The sequence below is a fragment of the Candidatus Delongbacteria bacterium genome (genome assembly GCA_041675285.1).
GTDB lineage: Bacteria > CAIWAD01 > CAIWAD01 > CAIWAD01 > CAIWAD01 > CAIWAD01.
The window spans coordinates 39,230-55,632 of the sequence record JBAYTZ010000009.1 but is presented as its reverse complement, the minus strand read 5'-3'; the positions used below and the strand labels follow the sequence as shown (position 1 = coordinate 55,632).

The 16,403-nt window shown below is 72.1% G+C and carries 15 protein-coding genes and 1 other RNA gene; all 16 read right to left on the bottom strand.

What is annotated here, in order from left to right:
* Positions 1–3: 3 nt before the first annotated feature.
* The 16 genes from WC326_10265 to WC326_10190 all read right to left on the bottom strand — a co-directional run bounded on the left by WC326_10265 (position 4) and on the right by WC326_10190 (position 16,403).
* Positions 4–651 carry a glycerol-3-phosphate acyltransferase gene (locus tag WC326_10265; GenBank protein MFA7331443.1) on the bottom strand — a complete coding sequence of 216 codons (648 nt, stop codon included), beginning with the start codon at positions 649–651 and terminating at the stop codon, positions 4–6.
* Between the two features lie 138 nt (positions 652–789).
* Positions 790–1,800 (bottom strand): recombinase RecA, encoded by a 1,011-nt coding sequence (gene recA, locus WC326_10260; protein MFA7331442.1) that lies wholly within the window; start codon positions 1,798–1,800, stop codon positions 790–792.
* Between the two features lie 17 nt (positions 1,801–1,817).
* Positions 1,818–2,402, bottom strand: coding sequence for an RNA 2',3'-cyclic phosphodiesterase (gene thpR, locus WC326_10255; protein ID MFA7331441.1), 585 nt, complete (start codon positions 2,400–2,402; stop codon positions 1,818–1,820).
* Between the two features lie 145 nt (positions 2,403–2,547).
* The gene (locus WC326_10250) at positions 2,548–3,894 is read right to left on the bottom strand and encodes a CinA family nicotinamide mononucleotide deamidase-related protein (GenBank protein MFA7331440.1); all 1,347 of its coding nucleotides are present in this window, start codon (positions 3,892–3,894) and stop codon (positions 2,548–2,550) included.
* 139 nt (positions 3,895–4,033) lie between these two features.
* On the bottom strand, positions 4,034–4,501 hold the full coding sequence (locus WC326_10245; protein MFA7331439.1) for a phosphatidylglycerophosphatase A: 468 nt from the start codon (positions 4,499–4,501) through the stop codon (positions 4,034–4,036).
* Positions 4,498–5,226, bottom strand: a complete 729-nt coding sequence (locus WC326_10240; GenBank protein MFA7331438.1) for a CDP-alcohol phosphatidyltransferase family protein — start codon at positions 5,224–5,226, stop codon at positions 4,498–4,500. The genes WC326_10245 and WC326_10240 overlap by 4 nt, the downstream gene beginning before the upstream one ends.
* A gap of 102 nt (positions 5,227–5,328) precedes the next feature.
* Positions 5,329–5,928, bottom strand: a complete 600-nt coding sequence (gene recR / locus WC326_10235; protein ID MFA7331437.1) for a recombination mediator RecR — start codon at positions 5,926–5,928, stop codon at positions 5,329–5,331.
* On the bottom strand, positions 5,928–6,239 hold the full coding sequence (locus WC326_10230) for a YbaB/EbfC family nucleoid-associated protein (GenBank protein ID MFA7331436.1): 312 nt from the start codon (positions 6,237–6,239) through the stop codon (positions 5,928–5,930). Before WC326_10230 ends, recR begins: the two co-directional genes overlap by 1 nt.
* 37 nt (positions 6,240–6,276) lie before the next feature.
* On the bottom strand, positions 6,277–8,013 hold the full coding sequence (gene dnaX, locus WC326_10225) for a DNA polymerase III subunit gamma/tau (protein ID MFA7331435.1): 1,737 nt from the start codon (positions 8,011–8,013) through the stop codon (positions 6,277–6,279).
* Positions 8,014–8,094: 81 nt separating this feature from the next.
* An RNA gene (gene ffs / locus WC326_10220) (signal recognition particle sRNA small type) lies at positions 8,095–8,192 on the bottom strand.
* Between the two features lie 138 nt (positions 8,193–8,330).
* The gene (locus WC326_10215) at positions 8,331–9,251 is read right to left on the bottom strand and encodes an SPOR domain-containing protein (GenBank protein MFA7331434.1); all 921 of its coding nucleotides are present in this window, start codon (positions 9,249–9,251) and stop codon (positions 8,331–8,333) included.
* A complete protein-coding gene (locus WC326_10210) occupies positions 9,248–11,806 on the bottom strand; it encodes a BatD family protein (protein MFA7331433.1) in 2,559 nt (852 codons plus the stop codon). The genes WC326_10215 and WC326_10210 overlap by 4 nt, the downstream gene beginning before the upstream one ends.
* A 1-nt stretch (position 11,807) precedes the next feature.
* The gene (locus tag WC326_10205; protein ID MFA7331432.1) at positions 11,808–13,556 is read right to left on the bottom strand and encodes a VWA domain-containing protein; all 1,749 of its coding nucleotides are present in this window, start codon (positions 13,554–13,556) and stop codon (positions 11,808–11,810) included.
* The gene (locus tag WC326_10200) at positions 13,553–14,533 is read right to left on the bottom strand and encodes a VWA domain-containing protein (GenBank protein MFA7331431.1); all 981 of its coding nucleotides are present in this window, start codon (positions 14,531–14,533) and stop codon (positions 13,553–13,555) included. Before WC326_10200 ends, WC326_10205 begins: the two co-directional genes overlap by 4 nt.
* Positions 14,530–15,531, bottom strand: a complete 1,002-nt coding sequence (locus tag WC326_10195) for a hypothetical protein (protein MFA7331430.1) — start codon at positions 15,529–15,531, stop codon at positions 14,530–14,532. Before WC326_10195 ends, WC326_10200 begins: the two co-directional genes overlap by 4 nt.
* Complete coding sequence (locus tag WC326_10190; protein ID MFA7331429.1) at positions 15,528–16,403, bottom strand: DUF58 domain-containing protein; 876 nt, start codon at positions 16,401–16,403, stop codon at positions 15,528–15,530. The genes WC326_10195 and WC326_10190 overlap by 4 nt, the downstream gene beginning before the upstream one ends.

The following is a 16,403-nucleotide window of genomic DNA, read 5'->3' as shown; positions in this document are numbered from 1 at the left end:
CTTTCAGCGCTCGGGCTCCTCGTGTCGCGAACGCCAGCGCGGATCCCCGGCGGGCGCGCCCCAGAGGGTCGGTTCCACGCCGCGGCGCAGTCGGTCCAGATTCTGGCGATGGGTGAAGAGCAGCAACAGGGCCAGCCCGAGCGCGTAGCCGGTCGGGGCTGCGCCGCCCTCGCCGGTCACGCCCTGCAGCAGCGGATAGAGCAGGCCGCCACCGAGGGAGGCCGGCGCCATCCGCCGGCTGGCCAGCAGGACGAGCACCATGCCCAGCAAGGCCAGCAACGCGGCCCACGGCGCCAGGATCAGGGCCGCCCCGGCCCCGGTAGCCACGCCCTTGCCGCCCTTGAAGCGGGCCCAGGGCGAGGCGCAGTGCCCCAGCACGGCCGCCAGCCCGCAAGCCGCGGCCAGGCCGGACGAGTCCGACAGCCCGCGCGCCAGTCCGGCGGCGGCCAGCCCCTTGCCCAGGTCCACCAGCAGCGTGAGCAGGCCCCAGCGCCAGCCCAGCAGCCGACCCACGTTGGTGGCGCCACTGGAGCCCGAGCCCGTTTGGGTGGGATCCGGCGCGCCGCGCCAGCGGGCAAGCCAGACCCCGGTGGGCAGACCACCCAGCCCCCAGGCCGGCAGCAGGAACGCGGCCTGTAGCAGGAGGCTCATGGCTGGCAGCGGGTCGGAGCGCTCCCCACTTCCCCTCCATCACGACGGACGCGCGGTTGCGCGGCCTGCCCAGCGGGCGTTCCAATACCACAGTGTGATCGGGGTCCCGCCCGCACCGGCGCGGGACCCCGCCTCGCCTCAGACTTGCGGGATGCCCGCCGGCGGCAGGCCCATCTTGGCGCGGACCTTGGCCTCGATCTCCTTCAGGAGCTCGGGCTTCTCGGTCAGCAGGGTCTTGACGTTGTCGCGGCCCTGGCCCAGGCGCTCCTCGCCGTAGCTGAACCAGGTCCCGCTCTTGGAGATCACCTCGTGCTCCAGGCCCAGGTCGATGAGTTCGCCGGTCTTGGAGATGCCCTCGCCGAAACCGATGTCGAACTCGGCTTCGCGGAAGGGGGCGGCCAGCTTGTTCTTGACGACCTTGACGCGCGTGCGGTTGCCCACTGCGTCCTGGCCCACCTTGACCGTGCCCACCCGGCGGATGTCCAGCCGGATGCTGCTGTAGAACTTGAGCGCGTTGCCGCCCGTGGTGGTTTCGGGATTGCCGAACATGACGCCGATCTTCATGCGGATCTGGTTGATGAAGATCAGGCAGCAGTTGGATTTGGAGACCACGGTGGTGAGCTTGCGCATGGCCTGGCTCATGAGCCGGGCCTGGGTGCCCACGTGGTAGTCACCCATCTCGCCCTCAATTTCCGCCTTGGGAACCAATGCGGCCACCGAGTCCACCACCACGATGTCGATGGCGTTGGAGCGGATCAGCTTCTCGGCGATGGCCAGCGCCTGCTCGCCGTAATCGGGCTGGGAGACCAGCAGGTTGTCCGTGTCCACGCCCAGCTTGCGGGCGTAGATCGGGTCCAGGGCGTGCTCGGCGTCGATGAAGGCGCAGAGGCCGCCCAGCTTCTGGGCCTCGGCCACGAAGTGCAGGGTCATGGTGGTCTTGCCCGAGCTCTCCGGGCCGAAAATCTCCACGATGCGCCCGCGGGGAATGCCCCCGATACCCAGGGCGCGGTCCAGCATCAGGCTGCCGCTGGGAATCACCGAGACGTCCATGATGGCGCCGTTGTCCCCCAGGCGCATCACCGAGCCCTTGCCGAATTCCTTGTCGATCAGCCCGATGGCCTCTTTGACGGCTTTCTGTCGTTCGTCCATGGTTGCCATGAGTCCTCTTATTCCGCTGTCGATGCTTCGCGTTCGTTTCCACTCAAGATATGCCGGGTCAGGACATGATGCTCGGCTCCAGCCGGCCGCAGCCGGCTCTCGATCAACTGCAGGTGGCCCAGGCGCAGGGCCAGGGGCAGGGGCGGAAAGGCCAGATGGGCCGCCGCCAGGTCCGCCCGACACTGCTTCACACGCCCCAGGGTCAGGTGGGGCTTGAAGCCCGACTCCGCCGGGGGCCGGCCCAGCCGGCGCAGGCGCGACTCGAGCTCCCGCACCAGGCGCTCCAGGGGCTCCAGCCACCCGGCCAGCCCCACCCAGAGCACGCGCGGCGCGGCGGGCGGCCCAAAGATCCCGGGCAAGCCCAGCTTCAGCTCCAGCGGCGCGTGGCGGGCGGCCAGCTCTTCCAATTGCGCGTCCAGCGCAGGGATCTCCGCCTCCTCCACGTCCCCCAGAAAACGCAGAGTCAGGTGGAGCTGCTCCCTGGGCAGCCAGTTGATTCGATCCCGCCGGCTGGCAAGCTGGTCGCGCGTGCGGCCCAGCTCGGCGCGGATCTCCTCCGGCAGCGCCAGCGCGATGAACAACCGGCGGGTCATCTCGCTTGCCTCCGAACCGACACGCAGGGCCCAAGGGAAGACGCGAAGAAATCCAAAGAGGAAAGACCGGTCATGGCGCGCCGCTCCGGCTTGGATTCGTAGGACACGAAGACTCGGGACGAGCACGAAGAGCCCATGAACGGATTCACTGCCGGGCTCTATCCTTTGTTGGTCCTTCCCGCTCTTCCCGCTCTTCCTGCCCTTCGTGAGCTTCGTGAGCTGCGTGTCCCGTCTGGGTCTTCGTGTCCTGCAGGATCTCAAGCAACCAAGCCCAGGCCTGACCCGCCGCCCGCTGGCGGATCTGGCCGCGGTTGCCGCGCAGGTCCAGCCGGCGCGTGAGCAGACACTCCGGCCCGGCCAGCCCCAGCCAGACCGTGCCCACGGGCTTGTCCGGCGTGCCGCCCGCAGGACCGGCGATCCCGGTCAGCGCCAGGCCCCACTGCGCCCGCAGGCGCTGGCGGACCCCCAGCGCCAGGGCCCCGGCGCAGGCCTCGGAGACCGCCCCGTGCTCCTCCAGCAGCTCCCGGGGCACGCCCAGCAGCTCGCTCTTGACGGCGTTGGAATAGGCCACCACGCCGCCGGGAAAGACCTCCGAGCTGCCCGGCAGATCCGTCAGTTCCCGGGCCAGCCAGCCCCCCGTGCAGGACTCGGCCAGGGCCAGCGTGGCCGACCTGCGGCACAGGGCCGCGAAGACCAGCTCCACCACCGGCGCGCCGCTCTCGGCCAGCAGGCAGTCCCCCAGCCGCTCGCGCACCAGCTGCCGGGCCGCCGCCGCACGGGCTTCCAGCTCCGGCGGATCCAGGGCCGGCAGGCGCAGCCGCAACAGCACGCCGTCCGGACTGGGATAGAAGCCCACCTCGCCCAGGGCCTCCAGCTCGGCCAGGGGCTCCAGCCGCTGGGAGAGATCCGCCTCGGGCAGGCGCCGGCTGCGGAAGGCCAGCACGCGGCCCCGGGGCCGGGCGCCCAGTCGCCGGGCCAGCAGGGGCAGCACGCCGGAGGCCAGCAGGTGGCGCAGCTCGCTGGGCACCCCGGGCAGGGCGATCCAGAGCCGGTCGTCGCGTTCGAAGAGCAGGCCGTTGGCCGTGCCCACCTCGTTGGGCAACGCGCCGCCGGGGACGGGGTGGAGGGCCTGGCTGCGCTGCAGCTCCCCGGGCACGCGGCCGCGAGCGGCGAACCAGGCCTGCAGCTCGCGCCAGCGCGTCTCGTCAAAGACCAATTCGGCGCCGAAGGCCGCGGCCAGGACCTGGCGCGTGCGGTCGTCCAGGGTGGGGCCCAGCCCGCCCGAACTGATCACCAGTTCCAGCCCGCCCGCGGGATCCAGCAGGGCCGCCACCTCGGCCCGGATGGCCGCCTCGTGGTCGCGGATCAGGTGGACGTCCAGCGGTCGCAAGCCCAGTTCTTCCAGGGCGGCGGCCACCTCGCGGCTGTTGGTGTCCTGGGTGTGGCCGTCCAGCAGCTCGTCGCCGATGGCCACCAGCCGAATGCCCGGCACGAACGGCGTCGTCTCGCTCAGCGTTCCCTCCCTGTCGCCTTCCGGGCGCCGTGGGGCGCGCTCCGTCCACTTCGCCGGTCGGGACGGGTGGCCAGCGGCTCCGTGCTGCCCGGTCGTCGCGTTCCCCGATCGCCCCCGGCTACACGAGCCACCAGGCCAGGCCCCAGAGGCCGGCTGCGGCCAGCAGACCGGCCAGCAGGTCGTCCATCAGCACGCCCAGCCCGCCGGGCAGACGCTGGGCCTTGTCCACCAGACCCGGCTTCCAGATGTCGAACAGCCGGAAGAGCAGAAAGGCGCCCAGCCAGCCGGGCCAGCCGGCCAGCAGCGCGGGCGGGCCCAACAGGAGAGTCAGCCACTGGCCGGCCACCTCGTCCACCACCACGCGGCCGGGATCGTGGCCCCAGGCGCGTTCGCCCTCCTCGCAGGCCGCCCAGGCGCTGAGCAGAAGCAGAACGGTGAGCGGAAGGGACAGTGCCAGCGGGATGTGCGGACCGCCGCAGAGCCACCAGAGCGGAAAGGCCAACAGCGAGCCCCAGGTCCCCGGGGCCACGGGCAGGCGGCCCAGCCCCAGACCCAGGGCCCAGAGGCGCAACAGACGCGCGCTCATGGGCGCTCCTTCAGGCTGGGTTGGCGCGCCGGGCGCTCCTCCTCGTCCTCCACACCCCGCAGGGTCCGGCGCAGTTCGCGGCGCACCCGGGCCTGCTGGCGGGCCTGGCGGCGGGCCTCGCGCAGGGCCTCGCGGTGCCGCGGATAGCGCAGCAGGTAGATGAGGAAGGTCGAGAGCGTGAGGGCCGCCGAGAGCAGGAAGCCCGTGCCGATCCAGGCCAGGATGCCGTCCCAGCCCATCAGTCGGGAGAGCCAGGCCGGCGAGAGGTTCTCCACCTCCATCACGTTGAGCCGGAACAGGGCCAGCAGGATGGTGATGAACTGCACGGCGGTCTTCCACTTGCCGATCCGGGTGAAATGTAGGTCCACGCCGCGGTAGAGGCTGACCACCGAGAGCAGCAGGATGCCCAGCTCGGCCAGCGCGATCAGCACGATGCAGGGCACGACCACGGGCACCTGTTGTCCCAGGTCGCCGCGCATGAGCAGGGCGAAGAACAGGCTGACCGAGAGCAGCTTGTCCGCCAGGGGGTCGGCGAACTGCCCGAACTGGGACTCCTGCTGCAGCCAGCGGGCCAGGAAGCCGTCCAGCCAGTCGGTGATGGAGGCGGCCACGAAGATGGCGGTGGCCAGCAGGTGCAGGGGGGTGACGTCGCTGAAAAAGAGAATCAGGAAGGCCGGCACCATGATGAAGCGCAGCAGCGTGAGGAAGTTGGGAATGGTGAACATGGGTCCTCCCCGTCGGGCGCCCGGGGCACCCCTTCCTCGCGCCGGTCCCGTTCCCGGGGCGGACGCGCGCGGTCCGGCCGGGATCCCCTGCCCAGGCAGGGTCTAGCTCAGGCGCTCCCGGCCGTCCAGGGCCCGGGCCAGCGTGAGCTGGTCGGCGGACTCCAGGCTGCCGCCCGACGGCAACCCGCGGGCCAGCCGGCTGATGCGCAGCTCACCGCCCTGCAGGCGCCGCTGCAGGTAGAGGGCCGTGGCGTCGCCCTCCACCGTGGCGCTGGTGGCCAGCACCACCTCGCGCACCGGGCCGCCCGCCACGCGGCGCTCCAGTTCCGCCAGCCGCAGCTGCTCCGGACCCACGCCGTCCAGCGGCGAGAGCACGCCGCCCAGCACGTGATAGACGCCGCGGTACTCGCCCACGCGCTCGATGGCCAACAGATCGGGCACCTGCTCCACCACGCAGATCAGCCCCGCGTCCCGGGCGGGATTGCGGCACACCGGGCAGAGTTCCTCTTCACCCAGGTTGCCGCACTGGCGGCAGAAATGGCAATGCTCGGCCGCCCGCAACAGGGCCGCGGCCAGCTCGCGCGTGCGGCCGGCCTGGAGCAGCAGGTGCAGGCCCAGGCGCAGGGCGGTCTTGCGGCCGATGCCGGGCAGTTTGCCCAGTTCGGCCACCAGAGCCTCGAGGCTGGGGCTGAGTTCGGTCATCAGAGCCCCGGGAACTGCACGCCGCCGGTCAGGGCGGACATCTCGCGCTCGGCCTTGGCCCGGCTCTCGTCCAGGGCGCGGTTGAGGGCCGTCAGCAGCAGGTCCTCCAGCAGGGCCGGATCCGCCGCGGCCGCCGGGTCCACCTGCAGGCGGCGCACCTGCTGGCGACCGCTCACGGTGACGTGCACGGAGCAGCCCTCTTCGCCGGCGCTGGCCGAGTAGTCCTCGCCGGCCAACCGTTCCTTCAGCTGGTCGAGCTTCAGCTTCATCACTTGGGCCTGCTTGATCAGGCCGCCCAGGCCACCCTTCATGCGGGAGGTCCCCCTTGGTTGATGTTCACGCCCGGGCTCAGCCGTCCAGCAGGCGTCCGTCCATGCGCTGGAACAGGTCGTCCAGCAGCGGCGCCTCCCGGCGCAGTTCGGCGAAGCGGCTCTCCGCGTCCAGATGCGTGGGCTGCGCCTTGAGGAAGCGCTCGGACTCGCTGAGCACGCCCTCCTCCAGGCTCAGGCTTAGGCCGGTAGAGGTGCCCAGCACCTGGCGCAGCAGCTCCTCGAGCTCGGGCCGGGCCTGCTCCAGCCGGTCGCGGATCGGTCCGGCGCGCAGCTCGCCCTTGAGCCGCAGCCGGCCCCCCGTCAGCGCGACGGGCAGCAGTTGCAGGAAGCCCTCCAGCAGCAGGGGAAAGCGCTTCTCCACCTCCTGCTGGAACTGCGGCCAGTGCCGGCGCACGCGCTCCAGGTCGAGTTCGGCGGCGGAGGGGTCTGCAGGGGGAGCGGGTGCAGGAACAGGCGGGCCGGGAACGCGAACCGGCCCCGGAAGCGGAGCCGCCTGCGCGGCCGGAGGCGCTGCCGACACGGGCGCAGGAGCGGGCCGGGCGGGAGCGGAACGGGCCTCAGGCGCGGGCGTCAGCTTTTTTTTTTGCCCCTCGGCCGGGGCGAGGCTCTCCAGGCTGGCTGCGGGCAGGCCGGCCAGGCCGCGCAGCAGGTCCTGCAGCTCCAGGCTCTGCTCCATCCGGGTCAGACGCAGCAGGGCCAGTTCGAAGCGCAGGCGCGGATGTCCGCCCCGGCGCACGGCGTCGATCTGGCCGCCCAGATAGGTCAGCATGCGGATCAGGTCGGACTCGGCGAAGGCCGGCGCCAGCGCGCGCAGGCGCTCCAGCACATCCTCGGGCAGCTCGGCGGCCGCGGACTCCGGCTCCAGCCGCAGCAGCAGCAGGCTGCGCAGGCTGTCCGCCAGCTGGAGCAGGAACTCGCCCAGATCGGCGCCGGCGGCGGCCAGATCCCGCGCCAGACGCAGGGCGGCGGCCGCGTCGCGCTCCACCAGGGCGTTCAGGAGCTGGTCCAGCCGTTCCTGGCCCACCAGGCCCAGGGCCTGGACCACCTCGTCGTGCTGGACGGCGCCGTCGGAGAAGCTCAGCACCTGATCCAGCATGGACTGGGCGTCGCGCATGCCACCGTCGGCCCGGCGGGCGATCAGCCGCAGGGTGCGCGCCTCCACCGCCACGCCCTCGCTGGCGCAGACGCGGCCCAGACTCTCCTCGATCTCCAGCGGAGTCAGGCGCTTGAAGTCGAAGCGCTGGCAGCGCGAGAGCACGGTCAGCGGCAGTTTGTGCAGCTCGGTGGTGGCGAAGATGAAGACCGTCTGGGGCGGCGGCTCCTCCAGGGTCTTCAACAGGGCGTTGAAGGCGCTGGTGGAGAGCATGTGCACCTCGTCGATGATGTAGACCTTCCAGCGCGCTTCGCCGGGGCCGTACTTGACGTTGGTGCGCAGTTCACGGATGTCGTTGACCGAATTGTTGCTGGCGCCGTCGATTTCGATCACGTCGAAATGGGTGCCCGCCTGGACGTCCTGGCAGGAGCGGCAGGTGCCGCAGGGGTCCACCGAAGGGCCCTGCTCGCAGTTGAGGCTCTTGGCCAGGATGCGCGCGATGGAGGTCTTGCCCACGCCGCGCGGCCCGCTGAACACGTAGGCATGGGCGATGCGGCCGCTTTTCAGCGCGTTCTCGAGAGTCCGGACCACATGCCGCTGGCCGATCACCTCGGAAAAGCGCTGCGGGCGCCACTTGCGCGCCAGGACCAGATAGGACATGCAGACTCCAGGGAATTCGGCTGCGGAATGGAAGGGCAGGCGAAGAGGATGTCCATCATCCCCATTGGACCGGCCGAGTGAAGATGACGGATGGCCGCGGCACAAGCCAGGATCACCTGCCGCTGCTACCTTCCGGTCCTGACGGGGTTCGGCGATCTGTCATCGCGCGGTACCCGTCACCTTCACTCGACCGGCCCCATGCGGCAGACCGGGATGCCGTGCCCGCCTCCCGGCAGGCCCCGGATCCACGATCCCTCCACCGAGCGCGGCCCAATATAGCAAGCGCGACGGCTTCGCCGCGCGGGCGCGGGGCGCTCTCAGGGCTGGCGGCGCGGCACCACCCAGGCATTCTGGAAGCCCAGGCGGAGCGCCCGGCGCTTCAAGTCCACCGCCGCCTCCTGGGTGACCAGCGCGCCCACCCGCACCTTGTAGTTGGGGGGGTCCCAGACCACCTCCACGTGCTCGCCGGGAAAGACCAGGAAGGCCTGCATGCGCATGTCCTCCGCCTGCTCCGGGTCGCTGGTGGACATGATCTGGATCTGGAAGCGCGCGTCCGCGGGAATGGGAATCTCCGCCGGGGCCTGGCCGGCCTCCTCTTCCCGGGCCGCCGCTTCCTCGGCGTCCAGCAGATCCGGACCGTCGAATTCCGCGCTTTCCCGGCTGGCGGGGGCCAGCCGCTCGGGTTCGTCGGGAACCGGGGCGGTCACCGGGGCCGGGGCTGCGGCCCGCCGCGTCTCCCGGGCCGGGGGCGGGGCGGGCCGGTCCTCCGCCGCGGGCGGTGGAGTCGCCGGGGCCGGGCTCGTGGGACGCGGGGCGACCTGCACGGGGGGATCCGCCGGCCGCGCCGGTTCGGGCGTTTCCATGGGGGAGCGCAGGAAGGGCTGGCGCTCGGCCCTGGCCGGTGAGTCCGCCCGCTCGTCCGGGCGGCGGGCGGCCGCCTTGTCGACAGCGCCGCGCTCGGCCACGGCGGCCGCCGGGGGCGGCGCGGGGGCGGGGCTGCGCCGCCAGCTGGCATTCAGGAGCAGCTCGCGCTCGGGCAGCCGGAGCAGGTCCAGTCCCTCCGCCTGATCGCCGCTGCCGGCTTCCACGGGCAGTCCCGACGCCTGGGACGAAGCGGAACGCGGTGTGTTCGCGGCCGGGCGGGCCGGATCACCCGCCTCCGCGTCCGGCGAGACGGCGGACCGCAGGCAGCCCAGACAGAGCGCCAGCAAACCGGTCCAGAGGATGTGCGCTTTCATCGATCCAGTTCTCCCACTCCTCGTGCCCGCGGCCCAGGCCGGCTTGGCAGACTCAGGTGAACGGCTTCAAGACTGCCCACCGGGACCCAGCCGCTGCGGCCGTCGGGCAACACGATTTCGCGCCAACCCGCGGCGCTCTCCCGCGCCAACCGGACCACCGTGCCCGTGTGCAGGTCGAACTGGGCCGTGGACCCGGCGGAGGGAGCCGTGCGCACCTCCACCTTGGCCGGCAAGATCACGCCCCGGGGCGAGTGGACCTGGCGCCGGTCCTGCAGGGCCAGCAGCGACAGGGTCAGCAGGGCCGGCACCAGCAGCACGCTGAACAACAGGCGCAGGGTCGGGGACAAACGCCGCTCCGGCTGAACATACCGCACGCCGGCCACCCCTGCGGCCGCCAGGGCGAACAACAGTCCGCCCCAGGCCAGCAGGGCCGTGGGCAGCAGGGCCAACCAGCCGTCCAGCGTGTCCCAGATCGGCAGGCGCACCGGGGCCTCGAAGCGGTCCGCCAGACTGGGCCGGATGATCTCCAGGTTGGCCCGGGCGTCCCGGTCCAGCGGCTGCAGGGCCAGGGCGCGCTCCCAGTTCAGCACCGCCCGGCCGCTGTCGCCGCAGCGATACCAGGCGTTGCCCAGGTTGTAGACCAGCTCCAATCCGCCGTACCCCTCGTCCAGCAAGGCCTGCCAGCCCTGGGCGGCGGCGGGGAAATCGCCGACCTCGTAGGCCTGGCGGGCCGCCTCGAAGCGTTCCTCGGGCGTGGCCGCCCCGGCTGAAGCGCTCAGGATCACGAGCAGCAGGAGTCCCGGCAGAACGCGGGCGGCCCGGGGCGGGCGCGGCGTGGGCTGCTCGCCGGCGCGGAACCAGGCTTCCAGCCGCTCCAGGAGCGTCAGCAGGCCCGGGCCGGAGTCGCCGGCGCCCCCGCCGTAGCGCTGGAATTCCAACCGGCGCCAGGTCTCCTCCAGCTCGCGCTTGAGGGCCGCGTCCGCGCCGCGCAGCGCAAGTTCCCGCAGGCAATCCTCCAGCAGCAGGCCGGTGGCCGCGCGGCCCAGCCGGTCCGCCAGGTAGGAGCGGAGAATTTCCTCCTGGAGGGCCGCCTGGGAGCCCGCCGCCTTCAGGCGGGTGCGGGCCCGGCGCAGAGCGCTGCGGCCGCGCAGGGCCGGGGCCAGCTCCGCAAGCCGTGCGCGTCGCCGGGCCAGGAGGGCGGCGCCGGGCACCCAGGCCAGGGCCAGGGCCAGGCCCAGCAGCCAGGGCCAGCGGTGATGGACGGGCGCCTGGCGCAGGGGGAGTTCCCGGGGCGTAGGCAGCAACTGGCGAATGTCCTGGCCATAGCTGGTGACCTGCTGGCCGCCGGGGCCCTGGGCGCCGGGCAGGTTGACGCTGCCGTCGCCGGGGCTCACCTGGAGAGTCCAGGGTCCGGCGCTCAAGCGTTTGAAGCTGCCAGTGGCCGGGTCGAAAAAGGCGAAGGCCAGGGCCTCGATGCGCTGCTCGCCGGGCACCCGGGGCACGAAGAGCGTCTTGAAGACCCGGCGGCCGGTCTGCCCGCGCGGGCCGGGCCGGAAGTCGGATTCCGTCTGCGTGTCGTAGCGCTCGAGATCCGGCGAGTGGCGGATCGTCGGCGCCTCTAGCCCCGCCACGTTGCCCGCGCCCTCCAGGGTAACGGTCAGGGTCAGAGCTTCGCCGGCCTTGAGCGTGGTCTTGTCCGGGGCGGCGCGCAGGGTGAAGCTGCCCACCGCGCCGTTGAACTCCACCGGCGCTCCGGCGGGCAGCGGCGCGACGCTGAAGTTGAGCGGATCCGTCGAGACCGCCAGGGTCTTGAGTCGGTTGAAGAGCGAGGAGCCGAAGAAGTCGAAGGGATCGCGCCGCTTGCGCGACTGGGCCTCTTCCACCTGGACCTGCAGGGTGACGGGCGGCAGATGCAGACTGCCCTCGCGGACGGGGAAGAGCAGCCACTCACCCAGGATCGCCGTGTTCCAGGTCTGCCCGCCGACGGTGCGTTGGCTCACCTCCGGCTGGGCCGGACGCTCCAGCGCCTCCACCACGAAGCCCGGGGCCGAGCCCAGCGCGGGCTGGTCGTAACCGCGCACGTTGACGCTGAAGTCCAGCCGCAGGCGCAGGCGCATGGCCTGGCCCACCACGGGCCGGCGGGGCTCCACCTCGAAGGACAGGCGCAGCGGACGCTCACCCGCAGCCTGCTTCTCCGAGCGGCCGGGCACCGTCAGCGATTCGCTGGTCAGCAGCGCGCCGTTCACGCGGATGCGGGCCGGACCGATCTTCCGGGCCTGCTCGGATTCCGGCAGGAAACTGAAACTCCAGGTCTTCTCCTGGCTTGAGACGCCGTTGACGATCCGGTAACTGGTGCCCACGGCCGGCCCGGACACCAGGTTGAGGCCCTTGAACTCGGGGAAGTCGGGTTCCCCCACCTGCCCCTTGGCCTCCTCGAGGACGTAGGTGATCTGCACCAGGTCGCCCTCCAGACCCAAGCGGGCATGGAAGGCCGCCGCCCGCACGGGGCCGGCGCCCAGGACCATCAGCCAGAACAGCAGCGCGGCGTGTCTCATCCTACCAGTCCTTCTCCACCTTGCGACCCTGCCCGGGCATTCGTTTCAGCTGGCGTTCCTGGGCCTCGCGCTCCTGGGCCTCCAGCGAGTTGAGCAGCTGCTGGAGCTGGGCCGGATCGATGCGCTGGGGCGGCGCGGCGCTGCTGTCCCCGGCCTGTTCCTGCCCTTCCTGGGGTTGGGGTTGCCCGTCCTGGCCGGGCTGGGGCTTGCCATCCTGCGAAGGCGACGAGTCGCCCGGTTTTGGCTCCGGCTTGCCGTCCTGCTGCTGATCCTGTTTCTGGTCCTGTTTCTGGTCCTGCTTGGAATCGCCCGATTGCTTCTGTTGTTGTTGCTCCTGCTCCTGACGGCGCAGGGCCAGCTCCAAGTTGTGCCGCGCTTGGGGGAGGTCCGGCTTGAGCACCAGCGACTCCTCCAACGCCTGGCAGGCGGCGTCCAGCTGCTGCTGATCCAACAGCACGCGGCCCAGGTTGGCCCAGGCCCGGGCGGCCAGCTCGCGCCCCGCGCCGCTGCCGGCCTGGCCCGCCACCTGGCGGTACTGGGCCGCGGCGCCTTCCAGATCCCCGCTGCGGTAGAGCGCATCCCCCAGGTTGAAGCGCGACTGGGCCGTCTCGCGGGCGGCCAACGACTGGCCGAAGCCCTCGGCGGCTGCGCCGAACTCGCCCTTGCCGTAGGCCTTCAGCGCCTGATTGTTGCGGGTCACGTGGTCGGCCCGGGCGGGGGCGACGGCCAGCATCAGCGCGAGCCCCAGCCCGACCCGCGCCGCCCTCCGGGCGGGCCAGGCCCAGGCCAGCAGGCTGAGCAGCAGGCCCGGCACCAGGAAGACGGGAAAGCGCTCCTGCCAGCCTGCATAGAGGCGGCTGCCCAGTTCCCGGCCCTCCATCTCGCCGATCCGCTCGAGGATCTTCACCAGTTCGTCACCGCCGGGCGTGGAGCGCTGGTAGGTGCCGCCCCCCTCCGTCGCCAGTTCCTGCAGGACGCTCTCGTCCAGCCGCGAGAGGACGATGCTCCCGGCGCGGTCCAGCTTGTAGGCTCCGGGCCAGCCCGGATCGGGCACCGGCGCGCCTTCGGGTGTTCCCAGCCCCACCGTGTGGATGACCACGCCCGCCTCGCGCGCCTCGGCCAGAGCCGGGCGCCAATTGTCCTCGAAGTCCTCGCCGTCGGAGAGGATGATCAGCACGCGCTCGCCCGGCGAACTCTCCTGATAGGTGAGCAGGGCCCGGCGGATGGCGCCGCCCAGATCCGTGCCGGCGACGGGGATCAGGCCGGGTTTGAGCAGGTCGGTGAACAGGCCAGAGAGCGAGTAGTCGCTGGTGAGCGGGTGCTGCAGAAAGGCCGAGCCCGAGAAGGGCAGCAGGGCCACGCGGTCACCCTGCAGCTGTTCGAGCAGCTGACGGATGCTATGCCGGGCACGGGCCATCCGGTCCGGGGCCAGATCCTGGGCCGCCATGGACTGGCTCACGTCCACGGCCACCACCACGTCCACGCCCTTGCGCTGGACGTCCACGCGCCGGGTGCCGATCTGCGGGCCGGCGGCGGCCAGGATCCAGAGGGCCAGTGCCAGCAGCCCCAGCAGGCCCTTGGCCCGGCTGCGACCCCGGGACCAGCCGGGCAGCAGGCGGCGCAACGTGTCCGCGCCGCCATGGGCGGCCAACAGGCGGGCCGGCCGACCGGCCTCGCGCCAGGCCAGCACGGCCAACAGCGGCAGGCTGGCCAGCAGCCAGAGCAGCCAGGGGTGGGCGAAGCGCATCATGCGGCCAGCCTCCGCGCCCAGAGCCGGGCGGCCCGCTCCAGCAGCAGCAGGGCCAGCGCGGCGGCCAGCCAGGGGAACCAGTGTTCCTTGGTCAGCCGGTATTCCTTCACGGTGATCTCCGTCTTCTCCAGCCGATCGATTTCCTCATAGACCTGTTTGAGCTCCTTCAGGCCCCGGGCGCGAAAGTAGCGGCCCCCGGTCTGCTTGGCCATCTCGCGCAGCAGATCCTCATCCAGATCGACTTCCATCTGCTGGACCACGGTGCCGAAGGGCGTCTGGACGGGGATGGGCGCCACGCCCTCCTGGCCCACGCCGATGGTGTAGACCTTCACACCCAGCGTGATCGCCAGGTCCAGGGCCGTGCGCGGATCCAGCCCGCGGTTGTTGACGCCGTCCGTCAGCAGCACCAGCACGCGGCTCTTGGCCTTGCTCTCCTGCAGGCGGTTGACCCCCGTGGCCAGAGCCAGGCCCACCGCCGTGCCGTCCTCCAGCTGCCCCAGCTCCAGGTCCTTCATCAGGCTGGAGAGCATGCCGTGATCCAGAGTGAGCGGACACTGGGTGTAGGCCTCGCCCGCGAAGACTACCAGGCCCAGCCGGTCGTCCGGCCGCCCGGCGATGAAGTCCAGCGCCACCTGGCGGGCCGCCTCGAAGCGGTTGGGCAGGAAATCCTGAGCCTGCATGGAGCCGGAGAGGTCCAGGCAGAGCATCATGTCCAGGCCTTCCGTCTGGAACTCCTGCTCCGCGCTGTGGCTGACCGGACGGGCCAGGGCCACCAGCGCCAGGGCGCAGGCCGCCAGCAGCAGCAGGTCGGGGAGCCCGGCCTTCAGGCGCGTGCGGGCGGTGGCGGGCGCGCACTCGGGAGCTTCCGCCAAACTGTGCAGCAGCACGCTCTCCCGCCAGGGGCGCCACCAGCGCCAGGCGAACAGCGCGGCCAGCAGAGGCAGGCCGGCCAGCCAGAGGGGTTGGGCGAAGCTCATGAACGCCCCTTGCGCCCGAGCCGGAGCCGCGGGCGCGGCCTGGCCGGCTGGACGGGCGCGGATTCGGCCCGGGCCGCGGCCTCCTGGCGCTGCCGGTGGCGCTCCAGCAGCAGCTCGCGACGCGCCTCGGCCCAGCCGAGATAGCGCCCGCTCTGGCGCGCGCAGGTCTCCGCCGCCGGCCACTGCCGCGCGTACTTCACCCAGTCGTTCTCGTCCAGCAGGCGCAACAGCTCCTGCAGGTCGCCGTCGGTCAAGGGCGAATCACGCAGCACGGCGCGCAGCTCGTCCGTGGAGCGCTCCCGGCAGGGCAGGCCCAGACAATCCTCCAGCAGGCCGCGCAGGGCCAGGCTCAGGTCGGCGTAGTGGCTCTCCACCTGGCCGGCGCGCCAGAGGGCGCGCTCCTCGATCCGGGCCAGCTCCGCCAGGAAGTCCTGCCAGGGGTCGGGGGGCAGGGCGGGTCCGCCAGGCTCGAGCCTGGCGGTCCGCCGCCAGCGGCGCCAAGCCCAGACTGCCAGCCCGCCCAGGACCAGCAGGGCCCCCGCCCGCAGCAGCCACCAGCGCCAGCCGTGCCGCAGGCGGCCGGGCTCCAGGATGTCGGCGGGCTGGGCGCTGTCGGGCAGGGTGGCGAGAACCTCCAGGCGCAGGGTGTCCCCAATAGCGGGTTGGCCGTCCAGCAGCGGTCCGGGGGTGGGGAGGGGCGCCGGGCCCAGCCGGAAGCGGGCCAGACGCAGCCGGCGGGTCAGGGTGCGCGTACCACCCTCGGTCTGCTCCGCCAGGGAGTCGGCGCCCAGCAGGCGCCAGCCGCCCAGTTGCTCAGGACGGGGCAGGGGCCAGTCCACGGCTTCAGCCGGAGCCGCGGTGACGCTCAGGCTCAGGGTCAGCGGATCGCCCAGGGTCAGGCTGTCCCGGTCCACTGTGGCGGACTGCCACTCCCAGGCCCGGGCCCCCACAACGGCCAGCCCGAGCAGCAGGCCGGCCCACCACAGGAAGTGCCTCATGTGCGTTGACTCCGGCGCAGAAAGAACTGCTCCAGCGGTCGGCCCGGATCCTCGCCCGCGCTCAGCCGGACCTGATCCACGGCGGCCGCGCGCAGTGTCTGGTCCAGGGTTTGGCGCCGCTCCTGCCAGCGGGCCCGCCAGTGGGCGCGCACGGCGGGATCTCCGGCGTCCAGCCAGCGCCGGCGACCCGTCTCCAGGTCCTCCAAGCGCAGCAGGCCCAGGGGCGGCAGCTCCCCTTCCAGGCGGTCCTGGACGCAGAGGGCCACCAGATCGTGCCGGCGGCCCAGGGCGCGCAGCCCGCGCGCGTCGAGCGGAGCCTGGAAGTCACTGATCAAAAAAATGATCGCCCGCTTCTTCTGGGTGCGCTGCAGGTGCTGCAGGGCCAGGCCCAGGTCCGTTCCGCGGCCCTCCGGCTCGTGGGCCAGCAGGTCGCGGATCAGGCGCAGCCCGTGCCGCGAACCCTTGGCGGGGGGCACGTGGCGCTCCACGCGGTCGCTGAACAGCAGCAGGCCCACCTTGTCCCGGTTGCGGATGGCGGAAAAGGCCAGCACGGCGCCCAGCTCGGCCATCCAGTCGCGCTTGCTCTTGCCGGCGGAGCCGAAGCGCCCGGAGGCGGAGACGTCCACGGCCAGCAGGACGTTCAGCTCGCGCTCCTCCTGGAAAACTTTGACGAAGGGCGCGCCCATCCGGGCGCTGACGTTCCAGTCCAGCGAGCGCACCTCGTCGCCGGGCACGTACTCGCGCACCTCGGCAAAGTCCATGCCCTGGCCCTTGAAGGCGCTGTGATACTCGCCGGCCAGCAGCGTCTGCACGCGGCGGCGGGTGCGGATCTCCAGGCGCCGGATGCGCTCCAGCAGTTCGCTCGTCAGCAT

Bases quoted from the DNA above. Each gene is read 5' to 3' on its own strand.
- WC326_10195 (MFA7331430.1), bottom strand. From the start codon at position 15,531: ATGAGGCACTTCCTGTGGTGGGCCGGCCTGCTGCTCGGGCTGGCCGTT.
- WC326_10190 (MFA7331429.1), bottom strand. From the start codon at position 16,403: ATGCTGACGAGCGAACTGCTGGAGCGCATCCGGCGCCTGGAGATCCGC.
- WC326_10200 (MFA7331431.1), bottom strand. From the start codon at position 14,533: ATGAGCTTCGCCCAACCCCTCTGGCTGGCCGGCCTGCCTCTGCTGGCC.
- recA (MFA7331442.1), bottom strand. From the start codon at position 1,800: ATGGACGAACGACAGAAAGCCGTCAAAGAGGCCATCGGGCTGATCGAC.
- dnaX (MFA7331435.1), bottom strand. From the start codon at position 8,013: ATGTCCTATCTGGTCCTGGCGCGCAAGTGGCGCCCGCAGCGCTTTTCC.
- WC326_10215 (MFA7331434.1), bottom strand. From the start codon at position 9,251: ATGAAAGCGCACATCCTCTGGACCGGTTTGCTGGCGCTCTGTCTGGGC.
- WC326_10210 (MFA7331433.1), bottom strand. From the start codon at position 11,806: ATGAGACACGCCGCGCTGCTGTTCTGGCTGATGGTCCTGGGCGCCGGC.
- recR (MFA7331437.1), bottom strand. From the start codon at position 5,928: ATGACCGAACTCAGCCCCAGCCTCGAGGCTCTGGTGGCCGAACTGGGC.
- WC326_10245 (MFA7331439.1), bottom strand. From the start codon at position 4,501: ATGAGCGCGCGTCTGTTGCGCCTCTGGGCCCTGGGTCTGGGGCTGGGC.
- WC326_10265 (MFA7331443.1), bottom strand. From the start codon at position 651: ATGAGCCTCCTGCTACAGGCCGCGTTCCTGCTGCCGGCCTGGGGGCTG.
- WC326_10230 (MFA7331436.1), bottom strand. From the start codon at position 6,239: ATGAAGGGTGGCCTGGGCGGCCTGATCAAGCAGGCCCAAGTGATGAAG.
- WC326_10240 (MFA7331438.1), bottom strand. From the start codon at position 5,226: ATGTTCACCATTCCCAACTTCCTCACGCTGCTGCGCTTCATCATGGTG.
- thpR (MFA7331441.1), bottom strand. From the start codon at position 2,402: ATGACCCGCCGGTTGTTCATCGCGCTGGCGCTGCCGGAGGAGATCCGC.
- WC326_10205 (MFA7331432.1), bottom strand. From the start codon at position 13,556: ATGATGCGCTTCGCCCACCCCTGGCTGCTCTGGCTGCTGGCCAGCCTG.